The sequence below is a fragment of the Curtobacterium sp. 314Chir4.1 genome, assembly GCF_900215175.1.
In the GTDB taxonomy this organism is placed as follows: domain Bacteria; phylum Actinomycetota; class Actinomycetes; order Actinomycetales; family Microbacteriaceae; genus Curtobacterium; species Curtobacterium pusillum_A.
Genome location: NZ_OCMI01000001.1, coordinates 910169 through 932603, shown reverse-complemented (window position 1 = coordinate 932603; position 22435 = coordinate 910169). Strand labels below are relative to the sequence as shown.

19 protein-coding genes are annotated in these 22435 nt (G+C 68.9%); 13 read left to right on the top strand and 6 right to left on the bottom strand.

The features are described from left to right. Nucleotides 1-52 precede the first annotated feature (52 nt). From ftsZ to CRP27_RS04250, 7 genes are all read left to right on the top strand, one after another. A complete protein-coding gene (ftsZ, locus tag CRP27_RS04280) occupies nt 53-1213 on the top strand; it encodes a cell division protein FtsZ (RefSeq protein WP_097179446.1) in 1161 nt (386 codons plus the stop codon). A gap of 6 nt (nt 1214-1219) precedes the next feature. After that, nucleotides 1220-1945 (top strand): YggS family pyridoxal phosphate-dependent enzyme, encoded by a 726-nt coding sequence (locus tag CRP27_RS04275; RefSeq protein ID WP_097179445.1) that lies wholly within the window; start codon nt 1220-1222, stop codon nt 1943-1945. Nucleotides 1946-1988: 43 nt separating this feature from the next. Next, a complete protein-coding gene (locus tag CRP27_RS04270) occupies nt 1989-2555 on the top strand; it encodes a cell division protein SepF (protein ID WP_097179444.1) in 567 nt (188 codons plus the stop codon). Nucleotides 2556-2623: 68 nt separating this feature from the next. Continuing rightward, the gene (locus CRP27_RS04265; RefSeq protein WP_255257447.1) at nt 2624-2914 is read left to right on the top strand and encodes a YggT family protein; all 291 of its coding nucleotides are present in this window, start codon (nt 2624-2626) and stop codon (nt 2912-2914) included. Between the two features lie 184 nt (nt 2915-3098). Beyond that, a complete protein-coding gene (locus CRP27_RS04260; protein ID WP_176505456.1) occupies nt 3099-3788 on the top strand; it encodes a DivIVA domain-containing protein in 690 nt (229 codons plus the stop codon). A 71-nt stretch (nt 3789-3859) separates the two neighbouring features. Continuing rightward, nucleotides 3860-4465 (top strand): signal peptidase II, encoded by a 606-nt coding sequence (gene lspA, locus CRP27_RS04255; protein ID WP_255257424.1) that lies wholly within the window; start codon nt 3860-3862, stop codon nt 4463-4465. Then, on the top strand, nt 4462-5385 hold the full coding sequence (locus CRP27_RS04250; protein ID WP_097179442.1) for an RluA family pseudouridine synthase: 924 nt from the start codon (nt 4462-4464) through the stop codon (nt 5383-5385). Before lspA ends, CRP27_RS04250 begins: the two co-directional genes overlap by 4 nt. A gap of 259 nt (nt 5386-5644) precedes the next feature. On the opposite strand, the gene CRP27_RS04245 is transcribed toward CRP27_RS04250, so the two are convergent. Further along, complete coding sequence (locus CRP27_RS04245; protein WP_255257423.1) at nt 5645-7057, bottom strand: DHA2 family efflux MFS transporter permease subunit; 1413 nt, start codon at nt 7055-7057, stop codon at nt 5645-5647. Between the two features lie 68 nt (nt 7058-7125). On the opposite strand from CRP27_RS04245, the gene CRP27_RS04240 reads away from it, so the two are divergent. The 4 genes from CRP27_RS04240 (at nt 7126) to CRP27_RS04225 (ending at nt 12473) form a co-directional block, all read left to right on the top strand. After that, nucleotides 7126-7704 (top strand): TetR/AcrR family transcriptional regulator, encoded by a 579-nt coding sequence (locus CRP27_RS04240; RefSeq protein WP_217990684.1) that lies wholly within the window; start codon nt 7126-7128, stop codon nt 7702-7704. A 91-nt stretch (nt 7705-7795) separates the two neighbouring features. After that, nucleotides 7796-11329 carry a DNA polymerase III subunit alpha gene (gene dnaE, locus CRP27_RS04235; protein ID WP_097179440.1) on the top strand — a complete coding sequence of 1178 codons (3534 nt, stop codon included), beginning with the start codon at nt 7796-7798 and terminating at the stop codon, nt 11327-11329. 2 nt (nt 11330-11331) lie between these two features. Continuing rightward, nucleotides 11332-11682, top strand: coding sequence for a DUF2200 domain-containing protein (locus CRP27_RS04230; RefSeq protein WP_097179439.1), 351 nt, complete (start codon nt 11332-11334; stop codon nt 11680-11682). Then, entirely contained in the window at nt 11679-12473 is a 795-nt protein-coding gene (locus CRP27_RS04225; RefSeq protein ID WP_097179438.1) for a hypothetical protein, read from the top strand. The genes CRP27_RS04230 and CRP27_RS04225 overlap by 4 nt, the downstream gene beginning before the upstream one ends. A 72-nt stretch (nt 12474-12545) precedes the next feature. Here CRP27_RS04225 and CRP27_RS04220 read toward each other — a convergent pair whose 3' ends face one another. The 3 genes from CRP27_RS04220 to CRP27_RS04210 are packed head-to-tail and all read right to left on the bottom strand — an operon-like array spanning nt 12546 to nt 16814. Next, a complete protein-coding gene (locus CRP27_RS04220; protein WP_097179437.1) occupies nt 12546-14000 on the bottom strand; it encodes a glycosyltransferase family 39 protein in 1455 nt (484 codons plus the stop codon). Then, nucleotides 13993-15447, bottom strand: a complete 1455-nt coding sequence (locus CRP27_RS18125) for a glycosyltransferase family 2 protein (protein WP_176505455.1) — start codon at nt 15445-15447, stop codon at nt 13993-13995. Before CRP27_RS18125 ends, CRP27_RS04220 begins: the two co-directional genes overlap by 8 nt. After that, nucleotides 15444-16814, bottom strand: a complete 1371-nt coding sequence (locus CRP27_RS04210; RefSeq protein WP_097179436.1) for a glycosyltransferase — start codon at nt 16812-16814, stop codon at nt 15444-15446. Before CRP27_RS04210 ends, CRP27_RS18125 begins: the two co-directional genes overlap by 4 nt. Nucleotides 16815-16982: 168 nt before the next feature. On the opposite strand from CRP27_RS04210, the gene CRP27_RS04205 reads away from it, so the two are divergent. After that, nucleotides 16983-17804, top strand: a complete 822-nt coding sequence (locus CRP27_RS04205; protein ID WP_097179435.1) for an ABC transporter permease — start codon at nt 16983-16985, stop codon at nt 17802-17804. After that, nucleotides 17801-18529, top strand: a complete 729-nt coding sequence (locus tag CRP27_RS04200) for an ABC transporter ATP-binding protein (RefSeq protein ID WP_217990683.1) — start codon at nt 17801-17803, stop codon at nt 18527-18529. Before CRP27_RS04205 ends, CRP27_RS04200 begins: the two co-directional genes overlap by 4 nt. Nucleotides 18530-18560: 31 nt before the next feature. Here CRP27_RS04200 and CRP27_RS04195 read toward each other — a convergent pair whose 3' ends face one another. Then, nucleotides 18561-19679 carry an acyltransferase gene (locus CRP27_RS04195; protein ID WP_255257422.1) on the bottom strand — a complete coding sequence of 373 codons (1119 nt, stop codon included), beginning with the start codon at nt 19677-19679 and terminating at the stop codon, nt 18561-18563. A gap of 38 nt (nt 19680-19717) precedes the next feature. Then, on the bottom strand, nt 19718-22411 hold the full coding sequence (locus CRP27_RS04190; RefSeq protein WP_097179433.1) for a CDP-glycerol glycerophosphotransferase family protein: 2694 nt from the start codon (nt 22409-22411) through the stop codon (nt 19718-19720). Nucleotides 22412-22435 lie beyond the last annotated feature (24 nt).

The window sequence follows — 22435 nt, the reverse complement described above, 5'->3', positions numbered from 1 at the left end:
TGCCCCTGAACTTCAAGTAGAGGTTGAGGGTTCGACCGGAGGCCTGACTGACGTGACCACGAACCACAACTACCTCGCCGTCATCAAGGTCGTCGGTGTCGGCGGCGGCGGCGTGAACGCCGTCAACCGCATGATCGAGCTCGGCCTCCGTGGGGTCGAGTTCATCGCGATCAACACCGACGCACAGGCACTGCTCCTCAGCGACGCCGACGTCAAGCTCGACGTGGGTCGCGAGATCACCCGCGGCCTCGGTGCCGGCGCGGACCCCGAGGTCGGCCGTCGCGCCGCCGAGGACCACGCCGAGGAGATCGAGGAGGCCCTGGCGGGCGCCGACATGGTCTTCGTCACCGCCGGCGAGGGTGGCGGGACCGGCACGGGTGGTGCGCCCGTGGTCGCCCGCATCGCGAAGTCGATCGGTGCGCTGACCATCGGTGTCGTCACCAAGCCGTTCAGCTTCGAGGGCAAGCGTCGTCAGTCCCAGGCCGAGAACGGCGTCGCCGGGCTCAAGGACGAGGTCGACACGCTCATCGTCGTGCCGAACGACCGCCTGCTCGAGATCAGCGACCGCGGCATCTCCATGGTCGAGGCCTTCGCGACCGCCGACCAGGTGCTCCTCGCCGGCGTGCAGGGCATCACCGACCTCATCACGACCCCTGGTCTCATCAACCTCGACTTCGCCGACGTCAAGTCGGTCATGCAGGGTGCGGGTTCCGCGCTCATGGGCATCGGCTCCTCGCGGGGCGCCGACCGTGCCATCAAGGCGGCCGAGCTCGCCGTCGCGTCCCCGCTGCTCGAGGCCTCGATCGACGGTGCGCACGGCGTGCTGCTCTCGATCCAGGGTGGCTCGAACCTCGGCATCTTCGAGATCAACGACGCGGCCCGCCTGGTGCAGGAAGCCGTCCACCCCGAGGCGAACATCATCTTCGGTGCGGTCATCGACGACACCCTCGGCGACGAGGTCCGCGTGACCGTCATCGCCGCGGGCTTCGACGGTGGCGAGCCGCAGCAGCAGCAGAAGGAACGTCGCTCGAGCTACGTCGACCCCGAGGCCGGCGCGACCCTGCCCGTGGCCTCCGCCGTCGGCACCGGCTCGATCGAGGACTCGTCGCCCTCCTGGGCGTCGCAGGAGCACGAGGCGCCGGCGCAGCGCGCCGCCGACCCGGCCTTCGACGACGATGACGACGAGCTCGACGTCCCCGACTTCCTGAAGTAAGCAGCGTTGTCAGACGACCCGCGCCTCCAGACCGACCCGTCACCAGACGGTGGACTGGAGGCGCGTCTCGCGTCCGTCAGGCAGGGCATCTCCGACGCGGCGCGAGCCGCAGGGCGGTCGGCGGACGAGCTGACGCTCGTCGTCGTCACGAAGTACCACCCGGCGTCGCTCGTCCGTGCACTCTCCGCGCTCGGCGTCACCGACGTGGGGGAGAACCGCCACCAGGAGGCGCAGGCGAAGGCCGCGGAACTCGCCGACCTGCCGCTGACGTGGCACTTCGTCGGGCAGCTGCAGTCGAAGAAGGCACGACAGGTCCGGCGCTACGCGCACGTCGTGCAGTCGCTCGACCGGACGTCGGTCGTGGACGCCTTCGCCCCGAACGAGGCCGAACCCGAGCCACCCGTGGTCGACGGGTTCGTGCAGGTCAACCTGACCGACGACCCGGGTCGCGGAGGTGTGCAGCCCGACGACGTCGAGGCCATGGTGGCCCGGGTGCTCGCGACCGGCACGATCCGGTTGCGCGGCGTCATGGCCGTGGCGCCGCTCGACGAGGAACCCCGCGCGGCCTTCGCCCGGCTCCGGTCGATCTCCGAGCGGGTGGTGTCGCTCGCGCCGGACGCCACGGACATCTCCGCGGGGATGAGCGGCGACTACGCCGAGGCGATCGCGGAGGGCGCGACACACCTCAGGATCGGCACCGCAATCACGGGAGAACGGCCGGTCACGCCCTAGCCTCGTCCCAAGGGCATCCACGAGCACGAACTCCGGAGGAACCATGGCCAACCCGCTGAAGAAGACGATGGTCTACCTCGGCCTCGCCGACGAGGAACTCGAGTACGAGGACGAGCAGCCGCAGCAGCAGCCCGCGCGGCAGCAGTCCGCTCCGGCCGCGGCCCCGACGCCGGCTCCGGTCGCGCAGGAGGCCCCCGCGCCCGCCGCGGCACCCGTGGCCCCCGCTCCCGTCGAGACCAAGACGCACACCCACCAGCGCGGCGCCCAGGTCACCCCGCTCCGCCGCTCGCACACGACCGCACAGAAGGCAGCACCGGTCCAGGAAATGAACGAGATCCTCACCGTCCACCCGCGCGAGTACAAGGACGCCCAGTCCATCGCCGAGAGCTTCCGCGACGGCATCCCCGTCATCATCAACCTCTCGCAGATGACCGAGGCGGACGCCCGTCGCATGATCGACTTCGCCTCCGGCCTGTCGCTCGGCCTCTACGGCAAGATCGAGCGGGTCACCAACAAGGTGTTCCTCCTCTCCCCGGCGCACGTCGCGGTGAGCGGTGAGGCGCCTGAGGTAGAGTCCGACATCGAGGCGTCCTTCTTCGCCCAGTCCTGAGTCCCTCAGGCCCACCCGCCCCGTGAGCGTCGTCACGTGACGACGCCCACCCGAGCCGAGCGAGCCCCATCGTGTCCGCGATCTTCACGATCCTGTACTTCCTCCTCCTGCTCTACTTCTTCACGATGTGGGGGCGGTTCGCGCTCGACATCGTGCAGGCGTACAACCGCTCCTGGCGGCCCCGCGGGGGACTCCTCGTGGTCTCCGAGTTCGTCTACACCGTGACCGATCCGCCGATCCGCACCGTCCGCAAGGCGCTCCCGCCGCTGCGGATGGGGCCGGTGGCGCTCGACTTCGGGTGGACGATCGTGATGCTCGTCGTCATCATCGCGATGACGGTCGTCCGCTACTTGATCTAGCCGCGGTTCAGCCGCGACACGCGCCACGCCAGGGCACGGTTCACGGTTCACGGTCACCGTCGGTGTACGGTGGTCGGGATCGATGCTCGCCCCGGCGTGGCATCCGCACCGCCCGGTACGACTGGTACATTCGGTCGGACCGAGACGGTTCCACACGTTCAGCAGTTCTATTGAGGTGACGGCAATGGCTTTGACGCCGGAAGACGTAGTCAACAAGCGGTTCCAGCCGACGAAGTTCCGCGAGGGCTACGACCAGGACGAGGTCGACGACTTCCTCGACGAGGTCGTGGTCGAGCTGCGCCGCCTGACGGCCGAGAACGACGAGCTCCGTCAGCGCCTGCAGGCCGCCGAGTCGGCGCCGAAGCCGGCCCAGGCCGAGCAGCCCGCTCCGGTCGCGACCCCCGAGCCCGAGCCGGAGCCCGCCCCCGTGGCCGCTGCGCCGGAGCCCGCTCCGGTCGCCGCCGCCGCTCCGGCCACCACGGTCTCCGCGGACGAGGACACCGAGGGCACCACGAACCTCCTCACCCTGGCCCGCCGTCTCCACGAGGAGCACGTGCGCGAGGGCATCGAGAAGCGCGACGCGCTCATCGCCGAGGGCACCGCCCAGGCCGCCCGCCTCGTCTCCGAGGCCGAGGCCAAGCAGCGCCAGATCATCGCCGACACCGAGAACACGAACCGTCAGCGTGTCGCGGTGCTCGAGCAGGAGCAGCGCCAGCTCGAGGGCAAGATCGACGAGCTCCGCACCTTCGAGCGCGACTACCGTGCGCAGCTCAAGAGCTACATCCAGGGGCAGCTCAACGAGCTGGACGGCTCGGCCCCCGAGCAGTCCGGTCTCACCCCCGCGCCGGCATCGGCGCAGGGCGTCGGCAACTGACGTTGTCGCGACCAGCTCCACGAGCGAAGGTCAGTGTCCGCGCTATCGCGGCACTGGCCTTCGCCGCTGTCGTGGTGGTGGCACTCGACCAGGGCGTGAAGGCGCTCGTCGTCGCCAACCTGCCGTACGGCACCGTCGTCCCCGTGCTGGGCAACGCGCTGCAGCTCCTGTACGTGCGGAACCCCGGCGCCGCGTTCTCGTTCGCGGTGAACATGACGTGGGTGTTCTCGATCGTGTCGACCGCCGTCGTGGTCGCGATCATCGTCTTCGCCCGGCGCATCCGCTCGATGTGGTGGGCGCTCGTGCTCGGCATGCTGCTCGGCGGTGCCCTCGGGAACCTGCTCGACCGGCTCTTCCGTGAGCCCGGCTTCGGTCGTGGCCACGTGGTGGACTTCATCTCGACGCCGTGGATGATGCCCGCGATCTACAACATCGCCGACTCGTTCATCTGCGTCAGCATGGTGATCTTCGTCCTGCTCGTGATCTTCGGCGTGAACCTCGACGGCTCCCGCGCCCTCACCGCGAAGCAGCAGCGCGCGGCGGACGCGGCGGCGACCACGTCGGCACCCGAGGGCGTCACGCCGGACGCACCCCGCGACGCCACGGCGGCGACGGTGACCGACGACCCGCGCGCGCCGCGTGACGGGCGGGACGCCCTCGGACACGACGCCACGTGACCGAGTCGCGTTCCCTGCCGGTCCCGGACGGGCTCGCCGGTGAGCGTGTCGACGCCGCCATCGCCAAGCTCCTCGGGTTCAGCCGGTCGTTCGCGGCCGACGTCGTCGCTGCCGGTGGCGTGACCGTCGACGGGGTCACCGTGGACAAGTCCGACCGGCTGCACGCCGACTCGTGGCTCCAGGTCGAGTGGACCCCGAAGGAAGCGCCCCGGATCATCCCGGTCGAGGTCCCCGGCATGACGGTCGTCCACGACGACGACGACATCGTCGTGGTGGACAAGCCCGTCGGCGTCGCGGCGCACCCGTCGCCCGGCTGGGACGGCCCGACCGTCCCCGGTGGACTGGCAGCGGCCGGGTTCACGATCGCGACGTCCGGCGCCGCCGAGCGTGCGGGCATCGTGCACCGGCTCGACGTCGGCACCTCCGGCCTCATGGTCGTCGCGAAGACCGAGCTGGCGTACACGCACCTCAAGCGGGCGTTCAAGGAGCGCACGGTCGAGAAGGTCTACCACGCGCTCGCGCAGGGGCACCCCGACCCGACCTCCGGCACCGTCGACGCGCCCATCGGCCGGCACCCATCGAGCGACTGGAAGTTCGCGGTCACGGCCGACGGCAAGCCGAGCGTGACGCACTACGCGACGCTCGAGGCCTTCCGGTCCGCGACCCTCCTCGAGGTCCACCTGGAGACCGGGCGCACCCACCAGATCCGGGTGCACATGGCGGCGACCCGGCACCCGCTGGTCGGCGACACGATGTACGGGGCAGACCCGGTGCTCGCGAACGAGCTCGGGCTGGCCCGGCAGTGGCTCGACGCGGTGCGGCTCGGGTTCGAGCACCCGCGGACCGGCCAGTGGGTCCAGTTCCAGGCGCAGTACCCGGACGACCTGCAGCTGGCGCTGGACCGCATCCGCGCCGCGTAGCGGCGGCGCGGCGCGCGCGGGCTCGACTGTGCCGAGGTTCCGAAATCTCGGCATCTCGTGGCGCTGACGCTCGTCGCGTGGAACCTCGACGGCGCGCGTGCGGCGTGTCGTGCGCCCACGGGGTCGCGCCCCGCGCGTGGCGCGGCCGCGTACCGGCCTGGAGGCGCGTGGCGGGGCCGTCCCGCGCCTCCAGGCCGTCGTGGGCCGCGCCACCCCGCACGGTGCGCAGGAACAGTCGGGTCACCGCGCGCGACCCGGGTCACTCGGCGGTCGCGGCGGCGGACTGCGCGACGGGGGGAGCCGGCGTGGCAGCGGCAGGCTGCCGGCCCGGCAGCAGGAACGCCATCGCGGTGGCGAACGCCGTCACACCGATCGCCCACCAGAACGCCTGCTGGAACGCCGCGGCCGGGTCACCTCCGGCGGCCGCCCCGGCGAGGACGACCGCGAGCACGGCGGTGCCGAACGCGCCGCCGAGCTGCTGCGCGAGGCGCGTGATCGTGCTGGCGTGCGGCATCTCCGGTCGTGCGAGCCCGACGAACCCGACCGCCATGATCGGGATCATCACCGCGCCCAGGCCGATGCCACGGATCACGAGCACCAGGCCGATCCACCACGGGCTCGTCGAACCGTCGGCGAAGGCGAAGGGGACCGTCGCCAGGAGGACGACCGCGAAGCCGACGACCGCCACGGTCCTCGCGCCGATGCGGTCGGTCAGGCGTCCCGCCAGGGACCGGCTGAGCAGCGACCCCACGCCCTGCGGGATGAGGAGGAGACCGGCGCCGAGGGCATCGGCGCCGCGCAGCTCCTGGAAGGACAGCGGGAGGAGGAGCATGCCGCCGTAGAGCGCCGCGCCCATCAGGAACATCAGGGTCGAGGCCGCGGCGAGGGGGCGGTGCCGCAGGAGTGCCAGGTCGACCAGGGCACGGTCCCGCCGCCGGGTCGCCCATGACACGAACGCGACGAGCAGCACCAGCCCGGCGGCGAGCGGGGCCCAGACGTCGGGCCGGGCGAAGCCGTCGCTCCGGCTGGCGTTGCTCAGGCCGTAGAGGACCCCGACGACGGCGGGGGAGAGGAGCGCCAGGCCGACGGCGTCGAGCCGGGCCGTGCCGAGCGGACCGTCCGCGGGGATGAACCGCCACGCCAGGACCAACCCGACGACCGCGAACGGGACGTTCACCCAGAACAGCCACGGCCAGCTGCCGGCTCCGAGGATCAGGCCGCCGATGACCGGGCCGAGGATCGGACCGAGTGCGGTGGGCAGCGAGGCGACGGACATCAGCTTGCCGACGTTCCGCCCGCCGGCCGCCTGCATGAGCAGGGTCGTCAGCAGCGGCATCATCGCGCCGGCGCCGATGCCCTGGACGACCCGGAAGACGACGAGGCTGGAGACGTCCCAGGCGAGGGAGCAGAGCACGCTCCCGACCAGGAAGACGACGAGCGACGCCATCCAGAGCCGTCGGCCGCCGAGGCGGTTCTGCAGCCAGCCGACGATCGGCACGGTCACGCCCATCGCGAGGAGGTAGCCGGTGCTCACCCACTGGATCGTGTCGACGCTGGTGTGCAGGTCGTGGCTCAGGGTGTGCAGGGCGACGCTGACGATCGTCGAGTCGAACAGCGGAGCCATCGCGCCGACGATCAGGGCGATGGCGAGTCTGGTGAGGTTCCGGTCCACGGTGCTCCTTGGATACGTGATCGTTTCTTAACGAGCACGACGGTAGCCCTCGGGGTTAAGATACGCAAGTGGATCTTGTGAAGACGCGACGGCGCGGTGCCGAACTCGAGGAGGCGCTGCTCGACGCCGCGTGGGCCGAGCTGCAGGAGGTCGGGTACGCCGCGCTGACCTACGACGGGGTGGCTGCCCGGGCGGGCACCTCGAAGCCCGTCCTCTACCGGCGCTGGCCGGGCAAGGTCGACCTCGTGCTCGCGGCGCTGCAGCACGGCGGACTGTTCTCGCGGCGGGAGCTGGTCGACACCGGCTCGCTCCGCGGCGACGTGCTCCGGGCGCTCCGCGACTTCAACGCGTACCGCTCTGGTTTCATGGCGGCGATCAGCGTCTACATGGCGAGCATCAACGTCGAGACCGGACTGTCGCCCGCCGACCTCCGCGACCGCCTGCTCGGCGGACGGGAGACCATCGGCCGCGTGATGCTCGAACGCGCGGCCGCCCGTGGCGAGATCCCGGCGCGGGACTGGCCCGACGGGATCGCCTCGCTGCCGTCCGACCTGGTGCGCCACGACCTCGTGATGTCGCTCAAGCCCCTGCCGGACCGTCGGATCGTCGAGATCGTCGACGACATCTGGCTGCCCCTCGTGCGCTGACCGGGGCGACGCGCTCGACGCGCCCGGGAATGTGGGTGGGCGAGGTTAGGCTGTTCCCACCCCGCAGCAGACCGTACGAACCGGAGGTTCCGTGTCGGATTCCGACTCCTTCGTCCACCTGCACGTGCACAGCGAGTACTCGATGCTCGACGGTGCCGCCAGGCTCTCCGACCTCGTGGCGGAGACCGCCGCCCAGGGCATGCCCGCCGTGGCGGTGACCGACCACGGCAACATGTTCGGTGCGTTCGAGTTCTGGAAGGCCGCGAAGGCCGGCGGCGTCAAGCCGATCATCGGGACCGAGGCCTACATCACGCCCCGCACGCACCGGTCGGACAAGACCCGTGTGCGCTGGGGCGACGGCGGCGGCGACGACGTGTCGGGTTCCGGTTCGTACACGCACATGACGATGTTCGCCGAGAACGCCACGGGCATGCACAACCTGTTCCGGCTGTCGTCGAAGGCGTCGCTCGAGGGGTACTACTTCAAGCCCCGCATGGACATCGAGCTGCTGCAGGAGTACCACGAGGGCATCATCGCGACGACGGGCTGCCCCTCGGGGGAGATCCAGACGCGTCTGCGGCTCGGGCAGTACGACGAAGCCCGCCAGGCCGCGGCGGACTACCGCGACATCTTCGGCAAGGACAACTACTTCGCCGAGGTCATGGACCACGGGCTCGAGATCGAGCGACGGATCATGAGCGACCTGATCCGCCTGGCGAAGGACCTCGACATCCCGCTGGTCGGCACGAACGACCTGCACTACACGCACTCGCACGACGCCAAGTCGCACGCGGCGCTGCTGTGCGTGCAGTCCGGTTCGACCCTGAACGACCCGAACCGCTTCAAGTTCGACGCCGACGAGTTCTACCTGAAGACCCCGCAGCAGATGCGCCACGTCTTCCGCGACAACCCCGAGGCCTGCGACAACACGCTGCTCATCGCCGAGCGGTGCAACGTCGAGTTCGACACCACCGCGAACTACATGCCGAAGTTCCCGGTGCCCGAAGGCGAGACCGAGCACTCCTGGTTCGAGAAGGAGGTCGCGGCGGGGCTGCAGTACCGCTACCCGGGCGGCATCACGAAGGAAGTCCAGGAGCGCGCCGACTACGAGGTCGGGATCATCAACCAGATGGGCTTCCCGGGGTACTTCCTCGTGGTCGCCGACTTCATCAACTGGTCGAAGAACAACGGCATCCGCGTCGGTCCGGGTCGCGGTTCCGGTGCCGGCTCGATGGTGGCGTACGCGATGCGCATCACCGACCTCGACCCCATCCGGCACGGTCTGATCTTCGAGCGGTTCCTCAACCCGGACCGCGTCTCCATGCCCGACTTCGACGTCGACTTCGACGACCGGCGCCGCGGTGAGGCGATCAAGTACGTCACCGAGAAGTACGGGTCGGAGCGCGTCGCGCAGATCGTCACGTACGGCACGATCAAGGCGAAGCAGGCGCTGAAGGACTCCTCGCGCGTCCTCGGCTTCCCGTTCGGCATGGGCGAGAAGCTCACGAAGGCGATGCCGCCGCCCGTGATGGGCAAGGACATCCCGCTCACCGGGATCTTCGACAAGGACCACCCCCGCTACAAGGAGGCCGTCGACGTCCGTACGGTCGTCGAGACCGACCCCGAGGCGAAGACGGTGTTCGACACCGCGCTCGGGCTCGAGGGCCTGAAGCGCCAGTGGGGCGTGCACGCGGCCGGCGTGATCATGTCGAGCGACCCGCTGATCGACATCATCCCCGTGATGAAGCGCGAGCAGGACGGTCAGATCGTCACGCAGTTCGACTACCCGGCAGCGGAGTCGCTCGGCCTGATCAAGATGGACTTCCTGGGGCTCCGGAACCTCACGATCATCAGTGACGCCCTCGACAACATCAAGACGAACCGTGGGATCGAGCTCGACCTCGAGACCATGGGGCTCGAGGACCCGGAGGCCTACGCGCTCCTGCAGCGCGGCGACACCCTCGGCGTGTTCCAGCTCGACGGCGGCCCGATGCGCGGGCTCCTCCGCCTGATGAAGCCCGACAACTTCGAGGACATCTCCGCACTCATCGCCCTGTACCGTCCGGGGCCGATGGGTGCGAACTCGCACACGAACTACGCGCTCCGCAAGAACGGCGAGCAGGCGATCACGCCGATCCACCCGGAGCTCGAAGAACCGCTGCAGGACATCATCGGCACGACCTACGGCCTGATCATCTACCAGGAGCAGGTCATGGCCATCGCGCAGAAGGTCGCGGGGTTCTCCCTCGGCCAAGCGGACATCCTCCGCCGCGCGATGGGCAAGAAGAAGAAGTCGGAACTGGACAAGCAGTACGCCGGCTTCGAGAAGGGCATGCAGGACAACGGCTACTCGGCCGCTGCCATCAAGACGCTGTGGGACATCCTGCTGCCGTTCTCCGACTACGCGTTCAACAAGGCGCACTCCGCTGCCTACGGCGTGGTGTCGTTCTGGACCGCGTACCTCAAGGCGCACTACCCGGCCGAGTACATGGCGGCGCTGCTGACCTCCGTCGGTGACGCCCGTGACAAGCTCGCCCTGTACCTCAACGAGTGCCGCCGCATGGGCATCAAGGTCATGCCGCCGGACGTCAACGAGTCGATCGGCTTCTTCGCGGCCGTCGGTGACGACATCCGCTTCGGCATGGGCGCGATCCGCAACGTCGGCTTCAACGTGGTCGACGACATCGTGAAGGCCCGCACCGAGAAGGGCGCGTTCGAGTCGTTCCACGACTTCCTCCGCAAGATCCCGATCTCGTCCGCGAACAAGCGCACGGTCGAGTCGCTGATCAAGGCCGGTGCGTTCGACGAGTTCGGCGACAGCCGGCGGGCGCTCGTGGAGATCCACGAGGCCGCGGTCGAGGGTGCGGTGAAGGTCAAGCGCGACGAGGCCCACGGCAACGTCGGGTTCGACTTCGACTCGCTGTTCGCCGAGGTCGCCGAGGAGCAGCCCGAGACGGCCACCGTCTCGCAGGTGCCGGACCGCCCGGAGTGGTCCAAGCGCGACAAGCTCGCGTTCGAGCGCGACATGCTCGGCCTGTACGTGTCCGACCACCCGTTGGCCGGGCTCGAGATCGAGCTCGCGAAGCACCAGTCGATCACCATCGCCGACCTCATCGGCGCGGACGACTCGGTGGAGGGCGAGACCGTCACGGTCGCCGGCCTGCTGACGAGCGTGCAGCACCGGGTCGCGAAGACGAGCGGCAACCCGTACGGCATCGTCCAGATCGAGGACTTCGGCGGCGAGATCGGCGTGATGTTCCTCGGCAAGACGTACCAGGAGTTCGGGCCGTCGCTCGTGGCCGACTCGATCGTGGTCCTGCGCGGTCGGGTCAACGTCCGCGACGACGGCAAGGCCCTGCACGCCGTGAGCATGTTCCAGCCGAACGTCGGCGACGCGATGGGGTCCGGCCCGCTCACCCTGAGCCTGCCGGAGCGCCAGGCAACGACCTCGACGGTGACCGAGCTCGCCGCGGTCCTCGGGCGACACCAGGGGGAGACCGAGGTCCGCCTCAAGCTCCTCAAGGACGACGTCGCGCGGACCTTCGAACTGCCGTTCCCGGTGAACCTCACACCCGACCTGTTCGGCGAGCTGAAGAGCCTGCTCGGCCCGCGCTGCCTGGTGTGACGATGGCCGGGCACCGCATCTTCGGCACGCCGTTCGCCGCCGTGTACCCGCACTACCTGGCGAAGGTGGAGCGCAAGGGGCACACCAAGGCGGAACTCGACGCGGTCATCGAGTGGCTCACCGGGTTCGACGAAGCGGCGCTCGCCCGGCACCTCGCTGACGAGACCACGTTCGAGGACTTCTTCGCCGCCGCACACCTCAACCCGAACGCCCCGCTCATCACCGGGGTGATCTGCGGCGTGCGGATCGAGGAGCTCGAGGACCCGCTGATGCGGCAGATCCGGTACCTCGACAAGCTCGTCGACGAGGTCGCGAAGGGCCGGCCGATGGCGAAGGTGCTGCGGACCGCGTGAGTCAGCCCGACGCCGGCGTGCTGCGCGCCTTCGGTGCGGACGGAGCGTCCCTCGAGCAGCTCGCCGGCGGTCGGGGGCTGACGTGGCGCGCCGGTGACGTGGTGCTGCGCCCGCACGATGGCGCGGCCGTGACGGACTGGCGCGCGACCGTCCTGGCCGAGTTGCCGCACACCTCGGCGTTCCGGACCCCGCGGCCGATCGCCACGGCGGACGGCTCCTGGCGGGCAGGTGACTGGGAGGCCTGGGAGTTCGTACCCGGCCGCGCCGACGAGCGCCGCGTCGAGGACGTCCTCCGTGCCGGGCAGGCCTTCCACCGCGCGCTCGCACACCTGGACCGTCCGGCCTTCCTCGGCACCGGGGCGGGTCCGGTCCGGCCCGACGACGCCTGGAGCCGAGCCGACCGCATGGCGTGGGAGGAGGAACCGCTGCCCCGTGACCCGTCGCTCGACCGCCTCGCCGCCGCGTTCCGGCCGGTCCGGGCGCCGTCCCAGCTCGTGCACGGCGACCTGCTCGGCAACGTCCTGTTCGCCGACGGGCACCCGCCGACCGTCATCGACTGGCCGCCGTACTGGCGGCCGACCGGGCTCGGCTCCGCCGTCGCCGCGGTCGACGCCGTCTGCTGGCACGGGTTCCCACTCGGTCGCCTCGGCGCGCTCGGCGACGGGATAGCCGAGTGGTCGCAGCTGCTGGTCCGCGCGCTCGCGTTCCGCATCGCGACGCTGCACGTGCTCGGTGGCTGGGACACGGCCGGGGCGGACCGGCACCGGTCCGTCATCGACGCACTCGTCTGACGGCCTGGAGGCACGGGTCGGGGCCGCCACGTGCCTCCAGGCCCGGTGGGTGGTCGCGTTCGCGGTCGTGCGTCAGCCGGTCACGGTCAGCCGGCGGTGCTGCTCCACGATGGATCCGGAACGAGGTGTCCAGACGGTGAAGCCGTCGACACTCGTGTGGCGGAGGTCCTCGCGGTGGTCGCGCAGGAACGTCGTCACCTCGTCGGAGGGCGGGAAGCGCCGGTCGTCCCCGACCACGAGGGCGACGAACGGACCGTCGTCGGTCTCCATCGAGCCGCGACCGGCGAAATACGGATCCGTGAGCGTCGGGGTCGCCGCGGCGAACAGAACACCGCCCGCGGATCGATCGTGGTCGTCGAGCCACCGGGCGACGAGGGCGATGCCCGTCGGGTGCGTCCGGGCGATCGTGACGCTGTCCGCGGCTGCCGGGACCGCCAGGGCCACGACGAGGACGGCCGCCGCGACCGCTCCGATCGGAGCCCGGACGGCCGTGGCCACGCGACTGATCCCCAGCGCCGCGAGTGCGATGAGCAGTGGCATCCAGGCGGCGTAGTAGTTCGCGAGGGCGATGTGGGCGACAAACGTGTAGAAGACCACGAGCAGGGCGAGGGCGGTCCCGAGGAAGGCGACGAGCCGCCCGGGGCGCAGGAACAGGGCCGCCAGGAGCCCCAGGACGAGCACGACCGTCGTGACCGTTCCCACGCCCTGCCACAGGAAGTACGCGTTCGCCCACCACGGTGCGAACGTGTGGATCTCTCCCGCGATGCTCAGTGGGTGTCCGTTCGCGTTCTGGCCGTTCTGGAAGCGGATCATGTACACGATCGCGGACCGCATGCCCATCGGTGCGTAGAGGGCGACCACGGCCAGCACGAAGGCGATCAGCCACACCACTCCACCGGTGAGGAGGCGCCGCGGCTGCCGGAAGAGCAGTGGCAGCAGGACGAACGCCGGCAACAGCACGATGGTCGAGGCCTTCGACGTCACCGAGAACGCGAACAACACGCCGGAGACCGGGGCGAGCCACGATCGACCGCTGCGGACCCAGGCCCAGGCCGTCGCGAGGGCCAGGACGGCGAACGCGATCATCACCGGGTCGAGCAGCGCGTACCGGTCGACCCGGGCGCCGAGGAAGTCGCGCGGCGTGAGCAGCCAGACCGCGGCGACGAGCACGGCCGTCCAGAAGCCGATCTCCTTGCGGAACCACCAGAACAGGGTCACGCCGACCAGCACGACGAGGACCCCGACGACGACGCGCGGCCCGAGGACCCCCTGACCGAACAGGACCTGCGCGGCGCCGAACAGGTACTTCGCCGTCGGCGGGTGCTCGCGGTTCGCCGAGAAGTCCCCGTGCAGGTAGGACCAGCCTGCGCGGACGTAGATCGACTCGTCGCCGTGGACGTTCTGTCCGAGGAGGTTCCAGAAGCACTGGTACAGCGCCCAGAGGCCGAGCAACGACACCACGGCCAGCCGGAACGGCCGCGTGGCCGTGACTCCGGTCGGCCAGCGGCGGGGACGGCTGTCAGGCACCGCGGCCGGTGATGGAGCGGATGCGTGCGACGAGCCGCGGGTTGCGTGCTCCGAAGGTGAGGGCGGTGAGCCGCCGGATGGAGACGGTGGCCCGGTGCACGAGGAGTCCGGTGGCCTCGGCGATGTCCGACACCGCGTGCCAGCGGGCGCGGAGCGCCGCCGGGTCGATGTCGGTCGCGACGGCCGTCCGGATCAGGCGGACGAGTTCGGCACCGTCGTGCCAGCTCGTGCTCTGGTTCTCGAAGCGACGGAGGATGCGGTCGATGGCGGAGGCACGGTGGTTCGCCACCGCGTGCGACCAGCGGAGGTCCTGCGACACCGGGTCGACGAGGATCCACCGCGGCGCGTTGGCGTTGAGGGCCGAGAGCTGCGCGAAGGTCGTCAGCGCGCCGAGCGCGACCGCGACGTCGAAGATCTGCCGTGGCCGACCGCCGACCGCGATCGCGGACCCGGGGAAGGCCTGGCGTGCCACGCGCACCTGCGCCTTGGGGACGATGATCGTCACGACCACGTCGTCCGGCGCTGCCTCGAGCGTTGACCGGACACGGGCGACGACCTCGTTCGTGAGCTCTGACGGGACGTGCAGCGCGACCCGGACGACGTCGTCGTCGGGCAGGAACGCGTCGGCGAAGACGTCGACGGCATCGCGGTACCGGGCGAGGAACAGGGCGATGGCGCCGCCGTAGAAGGGGTAGCGCTCGAGCAGGATGCGCTCGTGCTCCAGCCGCAGGGACGGGCCGCGGTCACCGCTGAAGCTCGTCGAGCCGGTGTGGAGCACGAGGGCGCGGTTGGCGAGCACCGACGTGTAGCCCTGCTCGTTGATCCGCAGGCAGAAGTCGTTCTCCTCGCCGTAGCCGGGGGAGAAGGCCTCGTCGAACAAGCCGAAGCGGTCGACCATCTCGCGGCGGATGAGGAAGCAGAAGCCCATCGCGACCGGCGACACGGTGTAGCGCGGCAGCAGGTACTTCGTGCGGCCGTGCAGCTCACGCGTGCGACGCGGTGCGAGGTTCGCCCGCGGGTTGCGGCGGGCGTAGGGGAAGGACGCGATCGTGGCGTTGTCGCTCCGGGCGCAGACGACGCCGATCGTGTCGTCGGAACCGAGGACGGCGGTCATCTCGTCGAGGAAGCCGGGCATCGGGACCGTGTCGCTGTTCAGGAGCAGGACGTCGTTGCCGGTCTGGTCGAGCTCGAGGACGGCACGGTTGCAGTTGCCCACGAAGCCCAGGTTCTTCGGGTTCCGGGTGTACTCGAAGCCCTCGTGGTCGCCGATCAGCTCGAGGACCCGCTGCTCGATCGCATCGACACGGGGTCCGACGTCGTTCGCGAGCAGGACCCGGTCCACCGAGAAGTCGACGGTCTCGAGGAGCGCTTCGATGCAGCGTTCGAGGCCGGGCAGGTCGTCGTAGATCGGGACGACGATCGTGACCGGACGGCGGTCGCGGCTCACCGGCGCGCCAACTTCCGCACGACGACGCCGGGGCGGGCGAGGAGCCGGCCGACGGCACCGGAGCGCGAACGCACGCGGTTCGCCAGCAGGCCCACGGCGGCACGGGCGCTCGTCGCTCCGAGCGAGGCGTACGCGCCGGGCAGCTCGAACCAGTAGCGGGCGGCCTGGGGGAGCCGGTAGCCCTCCGTGCCGACCAACGCGACCAACCGTGCGATCGCAGCCGCGTTGTCGTGGCCCGTCCCCGTGACGGCGGTGAGGCGACCCGGAGCAGCCGCGCCGTGCCTCCTGGCCGAATCCGGGTCCGCCGCGTAGGCGGCCAGGGCGTCCGCGAGTGCCGCGGTGTCGTCGGCGTCGACGAGCGCACCGGTGACGCCGGGCTCGATGAGTTCGGCGCTGCCGCCCTGGCGGGTGGCGACGACCGGCTTGCCGAGGGTCATGTACTCGGCTGTGGTGCGGCCGAACGCCTCGATCGTGGACGGTGTGACGCAGACGTCGGCTGCCGCGATGAAGGGAGCCGGCGTGTGCTGCTCGCCCGCGAAGACGACGTGGTCGGCGACGCCGAGCGCCCGCGCGCGGTCCGTGAGGCGCTGGTCCTCGCCGGGGTGCTTCCAGCTGCCGACGAAGCAGACGCTCGCGGTGACGCCACGGGCGCGGAGCTCGCCGAGGGCGTCGACGACTCGGTGCTGGCCCTTGGACTCCTCGACCCGACCGAGGACCGTGATGCGGAGACCGGCGTCGGCCTGCGGGAAGGGCACGACGGCCGGGGGCTCGTCCTTCGTCGCCAGCAGTCGCTCGGTGTCCACCGTCGGGTAGGAGACGGAGAGCTTCGCGGCAGGGATGTACTGCTCCAGGTGGGCGCGCATCGCCTCGGAGTTGGTGACGACCGCACCGGACAGCAAGCCGATGTCGCCCAGGACGCCGGCGCGGCCGGTCTGGAACTGCAGGCCGTGGTCGAGGTCGCCGTACTCCCGGACGAACCAGGCCTGTGGGATGCCGAGGACGGCGGCGGCGAAGGACGCCCACGGCGCGACCAGGGTGTTCGTCACCACGAGGTCGGGGCGCTGGCGTTCGTACAGCCTGATGATCGCGTTCACGGCGGCGTAGTCGACGGTGGCGAAGGCCGCGCGCTCGGCAGCGGGTGCTGGCTGCGGGCTCGGCAGGGCCCAACCGCGGAAGCGCAGGGCGTCGTACGACCAGCCGCGTTCGTCGAGTGCCTCGATGAACTTGCCGCGCGGGGCCTTCGTCACGAACGTCGGGGTCATCGTCGGGTCGATCGCCAGCCAGTCCTCCACGAACCGGAGGAGGGACCGCTCCGCGCCTCCGAGGTTCACCGGCGCCGTGGAGTGGTTGGCGAAGCTGACGATCACCGTGTCACTCTACAAAGGTTTCGGCGAGGGTTCGTCATATCGACACCCGGTGTGGACAACTGTCACCGAGTCGAACGTGCGTCCTGCAACCTGTGTGCGAGAATGTCTCGTCCCCGAAACCCTGTGAGGAGCGCCGCGTTGCGCCCCGGAGGAGCCAGCACCCGAAGCATGACGTACCTGAACGAGCTCATGTCCTCGCGCGAGCTGCTGGCGAACCTCACAGCGCGAGAGGTCAAGGGCAAGTACCGCCGCACCGTCTTCGGGCAGCTGTGGTCGCTGATCAACCCACTCGCGACGATGCTGATCTACACGATCGTGTACTCGTTCATCTTCCGAGCGCGGCTCGAGGTGGGTGACCCCAGCGGGCTGAACATCTACCCGCTCTGGCTCATGTGCGGCCTGCTGCCGTGGATCTTCGCCCGGAACGTCATCAACTCCGGCATGACCTCGATCGTGTCCAACGGGTCGCTCATCAAGAAGGTCTACTTCCCGCGCATGACGCTGCCCCTGGCTGCTGTCGGGTCGTTCGGGTTCACCTGGCTGGTCGAGATGGGCGTGCTGCTCATCGTCCTCGCCATCGCCGGCTCGAACTTCTGGATCTACCTGCCGGTCATCGCCCTGACCATGGTCTTCCTGGCCATGTTCGCCGCGGGCCTCGGACTCATCCTGTCGATCGTCAACGTGCACTTCCGCGACATGCAGCACCTCGTCGGCATCGCGCTGCAGATGTGGATGTACCTGTCGCCGATCATCTACCCGCTGTCGCTCGTCGAGGACGCCGCGAACAAGGCCGGGCACCCGTGGATCATCCACGTCTACAAGCTCAACCCGATCGAGCGGTTCTCCGAGGTCTTCCGGAACCTCATGTACGACAACCGACTCCCGAACTGGACCGACCTGGTCGCGTGCGCCATCGCCGGATGCGCTTCGCTCGCACTCGGCTACTTCGTGTTCTCCCGCAACGAGAAGAAGCTGGCTGAACTCCTGTGACCGAAGCTGCCGTCACCGTCGACCACGTGTCGAAGCGTTTCCGCATGTACAAGGAGCGCAACGACTCGCTGAAGAGCATGGTCATGCGCGGGAAGAAGTCCGTGCACGAGGACTTCTGGGCGCTCAAGGACGTCTCGTTCGAAGTGCCGCACGGCACCACGTTCGGCCTGATCGGCAAGAACGGCTCGGGCAAGTCCACGCTCCTCAAGTGCCTGGCGAAGATCCTGTGGCCGGAAGAAGGCTCGATCACCGCGCGTGGCAAGCAGGCATCCCTGCTCGAGGTCGGCTCCGGGTTCCACCCCGAGCTCTCCGGACGCGAGAACGTCTTCCTGAACGGCTCGATCCTCGGGATGAGCCGCAAGGAGGTCACCCGGAAGTTCGACGAGATCGTGTCGTTCTCCGGGGTCGGCCACTTCATCGACCAGCCCGTGAAGAACTACTCGTCGGGCATGTACGTCCGACTCGGGTTCTCCGTCGCCGTCGCGGTGACACCGGACATCCTGGTCGTCGACGAGGTCCTGGCCGTCGGTGACGCCACGTTCCAGAAGCGGTGCCGGACCAAGTTCAAGGAGATGAAGGAGGAGGGCCGCACGGTCATCCTCGTCTCCCACTCGATGAGCACGGTCAAGGACATGTGCGACGAGGTGGCTTGGCTGAACGAGGGCGAGCTGAAGATGATCGGCAAGACGAACGACGTCGTCAAGGCCTACAACGAGACCGTCTGACCGGACCGGCTCCGTACCGGAGCACCTGCGGTCAGACGGTGTCGGACGCTCGGCGTCGCGACGGTCGCTTCTCCTGCTGGCTCATCGACTCGATTGCGGTCTGGACGGCCCTGCGGAGTGGCTTCGCGGCCCGCTGTTCGATCCCGATGTGCACCGCGACCGCCAGTGCGATGCTGACCAGGATCGCGATCGCGAGCGTCAGCGCCCACGGCAGGTGCGGGGCGAGCGCGCTGATGATCGTCCAGCCCAGTTCCTCGTGGACGAGGTAGAGCGGGTAGGTCAAGAGCCCGGCGACCGTGAGCCACTTCCAACCGATCCGTCGGACGGGCGTCAGCGTGACACACATGACCGCGAGGAAGCAGCACACGGTGACGGCGATCATGACGAGGTCGTTCATGCCCCTGCCTGTCAGGCGCGCGATCGAATCGGCAGCATCGGAACCGGCGGTGGGGATGGCCCACAACACGTTCGCTCCGAGCAGCAACCAGGTGATGAACGACCGGTGATCGAGCGACAAGAGATAGATCAGCATCCCGCCGGCGAAGAGCGGTGCGTACGTCGGCTGCAAGAACGTCGACAGCAGATGGGCGTCACTTGCCTCGGCGAGCGACGCCACTATCGGCCAGAGGCCACAGAACACCAAGATTCGGTTCCGTGTGATCCCGATGAGGAGGAACGCACCGATCATGAGGTAGAAGTGGAGTTCGATCCAGAGCGTCCAGTAGACACCGTCGACGTGCTCGACCCCGAATGCTGATTGGCCCATCGTCAAGTTCACGAGGATCTGCTTGACCGTGACGTCCTGCGGGGCGGTGACGAGGAGCAGCAACCCGGTGAAGAGCACCGCGAACCAATACGCGGGGTACAGCCGGGCGGTCCTCGAAGCGACGAAGGCTCCGAGCGGACGGCCCCACGCGCTCATGAGGATGACGAACCCACTGATGACGAAGAACAGGTCGACACCGAAGTAGCCGAACTTCGCCACCCCGAACAGCGGGGCTGAGAGGTCGCGGAACGATTGCCCCCAGCGGTCCGTCGAAGCGGCGTAGTGGAACAGCATGACCGCCACCGCGGCCACGAATCGCAGTCCGTCGAGCGCAGCGAATCGCCCCTTCGACGCGGGGATTGCTCTCGGCGTTACTTCGACCAAAGGAGTGACCTCACTCGTGGGGGTGGTGGAGGGGTTGCTCAGACGCGGACTGCAGGCCGGACCGCGTGGTCGAGTTCTTCAATTCGAGGGCCACCATCGAGTGCCTTCATCGCCCCGATGACCCGTTCGCAGTTCTGGCCGTCCCGCACGGGGAACGCTTCCCGCGCACGCTCCGCGTAGGTCGGCGCGACGTGGTAGCCGCCGGTAGCGATGTCGACGATCGCGTCAACCGCCTGATCGACGTCATGAGTGACCGGCCCGAAGCCGTCTCGCTCGTACTCGAAGTACCCCCGCCGACCGATGTGCATGCCGTTGAAGAACTCGTGGGCGTCGAACTGGAGGTAGACGAGTGGCACATCGACCACGGCGGCTTCGAAGGCAATCGACGAGTAGTCCGTCAACACGGTGCTCGCTGATGCGAGGACCTGCTGAACGTCCGCTTCGCGGTAGCTCAGGACCTCGACGTGCGCCGGGACGGTGAAGTCCGCGAGGTACGGACGCATGTTGGGGTGCGGCATGAAGATGATGCGCCGACCAGTGTCGCGAGCGACAGCGGCAAGACGTTCGTCGTGCAGGAGCCGCAGGTACGTCTGGGCGTACTCGCTCTCCATGAACCGCTCGTTCCGAAGCCGTTCGTTGGATCCGCGGAGCGCCGCCCCGACGATGTTCTGGCGCCACGTCGGCATGATCACGATGGTGTCGCGTTCTGACTCGGCGGTCGACGCTCGCTTCCGGAGCAGCGCATCATGGCGCGGGAAACCGGTCAGGACTGCCTCGCGGTCGCTGAACGCCCACGGGCTCGACTGAGCGATCGACTGCTGCTCCGCGCGGGTGCCGGTCACGAGCAGCGAGATCGGCTTGATGTTCAGCCAGCGCGAGAGGTCGTACTGGGTGATGCCGTGCTGCAGGAACGTGTACTTGAATCGTGGCTGCCCGTACCGACGGCCGTCCAACGGCGAAACCACGTAGGCGTCGGCGTGCGACGAGGCCAGATGGGCCGCATGCAGGATCAGGAGCCGCCACTCGGCGCTCCCGTACGCCACGAGACGGAACCCTTCGGCCTTGAGCCGGTCCCAGTCCTCGGACTTGCGTTCGAGCACGAACCAGGCGTTGATCTCGGGATGGTGTTCGCGTGCGTAGCGGTACAGATGTTCCGCGTTGTCGTTCGCGTCGGTGTTGCGATCCATGAACACCCACGCATCGTGGAATCGTCGTCGGACCGTCGGCGAATGGAATCGGACGGCGGTGAGATCGCTGCTGAGCTTCTGCTTGTCGAGGCTGCGCCTCCAAGCGAGCAGCGTCTGGCCGGCTTTCGAACGGAAGTAGCGCAGAAGGCTCTGCGAGGGGTCGAGCTCCGCCTTGTGGCGACGGCGCTGGCCGATGATCGTCGGATTGAGCTGCTTGTACGTCAGCGACTCTGCGTGGCCCCACTGATCCCCGCGCACCACCGACACTTGGAGCCCGTCCAGATGGATGATCGAACGCAGCCCGCGAGGAATCCAGATGTGACGACGCTTGAGGAGCGTGCGGCCGTAGAACTGGTACTCCTGCACCGTGCTGTACAGCGGCGCGACCACGACGTCGTCCACGACGATGTGCTCGGTCGGTTCCGGGCCGGAGAACCAGTACGTGAGGTGGACCTCCTGGCGCGACTCGTCCACGACGTTCAGCCGCACGTAGTCGGGGCGGAGGGGCTCCGGCTTGTACGCCTTGAGGAACGTCTCCTTCACGGCGAACTCGACGCCCATGACGTCGAACGTCCTGATCGCGTCATCGCCGATGAGCTCCAGGATCTCGCGCATGAGTTCGTGGAACTCGTCGAAGACTTCCGGGGGAGCGGCGGCCGTCAGCGAACGGATGGCGAGTTCGTTCTTGAAGTACCAGAAGAGGTCGTAGAGGACGGTGTTCTCGAGCCAGCGTGGAACCGTGCCTCGTTCACTCGCTTCTCTCAGCAGCGCGAGGAAGCCGTGCCGGACCAGAGTGGTGTACTTCTCCGGCATCAGGAAGCTCGTCTGCGTGGCAGACGAGCCGTTGCCGCGGGTCCGGTAGTAGTACTTGGCCGACGCCACCACTCCGAGTCGGTGCGTGTCCGAGCCGAGGAGGTACCGTGCGATGAAGTGTCCGTCCTCGAAGTTCGGGCGGATCCGCGTGTCGAACCGAAGACCCAGTTCATCGATGACCGACGTGCGCAGGAAGGTGTTTCCGGCGCTGACGTGCACGGTCGGCTCGACGTGCAGGTTGATGACGCGCGAGCCCTTCTGGAACTTGTGTCGCAACGGGTGTGTGTCGGTTCGCTCACCGGTGCGCTCGTCGAAGGGCATCAGGTGCGTGCAGACGACCGAGACTGCTTCGTCCTGGTAGATGTCCAGGAACTTCGTGACCTGGCTGAAGTAGTCATCCGACAGCACGTCGTCCGGGTCGCAGAACGTCACCCAGTCAGCCTCGACGGCGTCCAGCCCAGCGTTGCGGGCGGCGGCGACGCCGGCGTTCGGCTGTGAGATGACGGTCGCAGTCGCGCTGTGCTGCTCCGCCCACGCGCGGATCACCCGCTCGCTGTCGTCTGTCGAACCGTCGTTGACGAACACCAGCTGGACACGCTGGATCCCGCCTGCCTGGGCTGCCAGGGAATCCAGGAACTCCGGCAGATACGGAGCGACGTTGTACGTCGCGATGACGGCGGCAATACGAGGACGAGCGGCGACTGAGCGGCCTGCGAGATCGGACTTCGCCATCGACTGATTTGCTCCGTATCGGAT

Bases quoted from the DNA above. Each gene is read 5' to 3' on its own strand.
- CRP27_RS04190 (WP_097179433.1), bottom strand. From the start codon at position 22,411: ATGGCGAAGTCCGATCTCGCAGGCCGCTCAGTCGCCGCTCGTCCTCGT.
- CRP27_RS04270 (WP_097179444.1), top strand. From the start codon at position 1,989: ATGGCCAACCCGCTGAAGAAGACGATGGTCTACCTCGGCCTCGCCGAC.
- CRP27_RS04205 (WP_097179435.1), top strand. From the start codon at position 16,983: ATGACGTACCTGAACGAGCTCATGTCCTCGCGCGAGCTGCTGGCGAAC.
- CRP27_RS04230 (WP_097179439.1), top strand. From the start codon at position 11,332: ATGGCCGGGCACCGCATCTTCGGCACGCCGTTCGCCGCCGTGTACCCG.
- CRP27_RS04260 (WP_176505456.1), top strand. From the start codon at position 3,099: ATGGCTTTGACGCCGGAAGACGTAGTCAACAAGCGGTTCCAGCCGACG.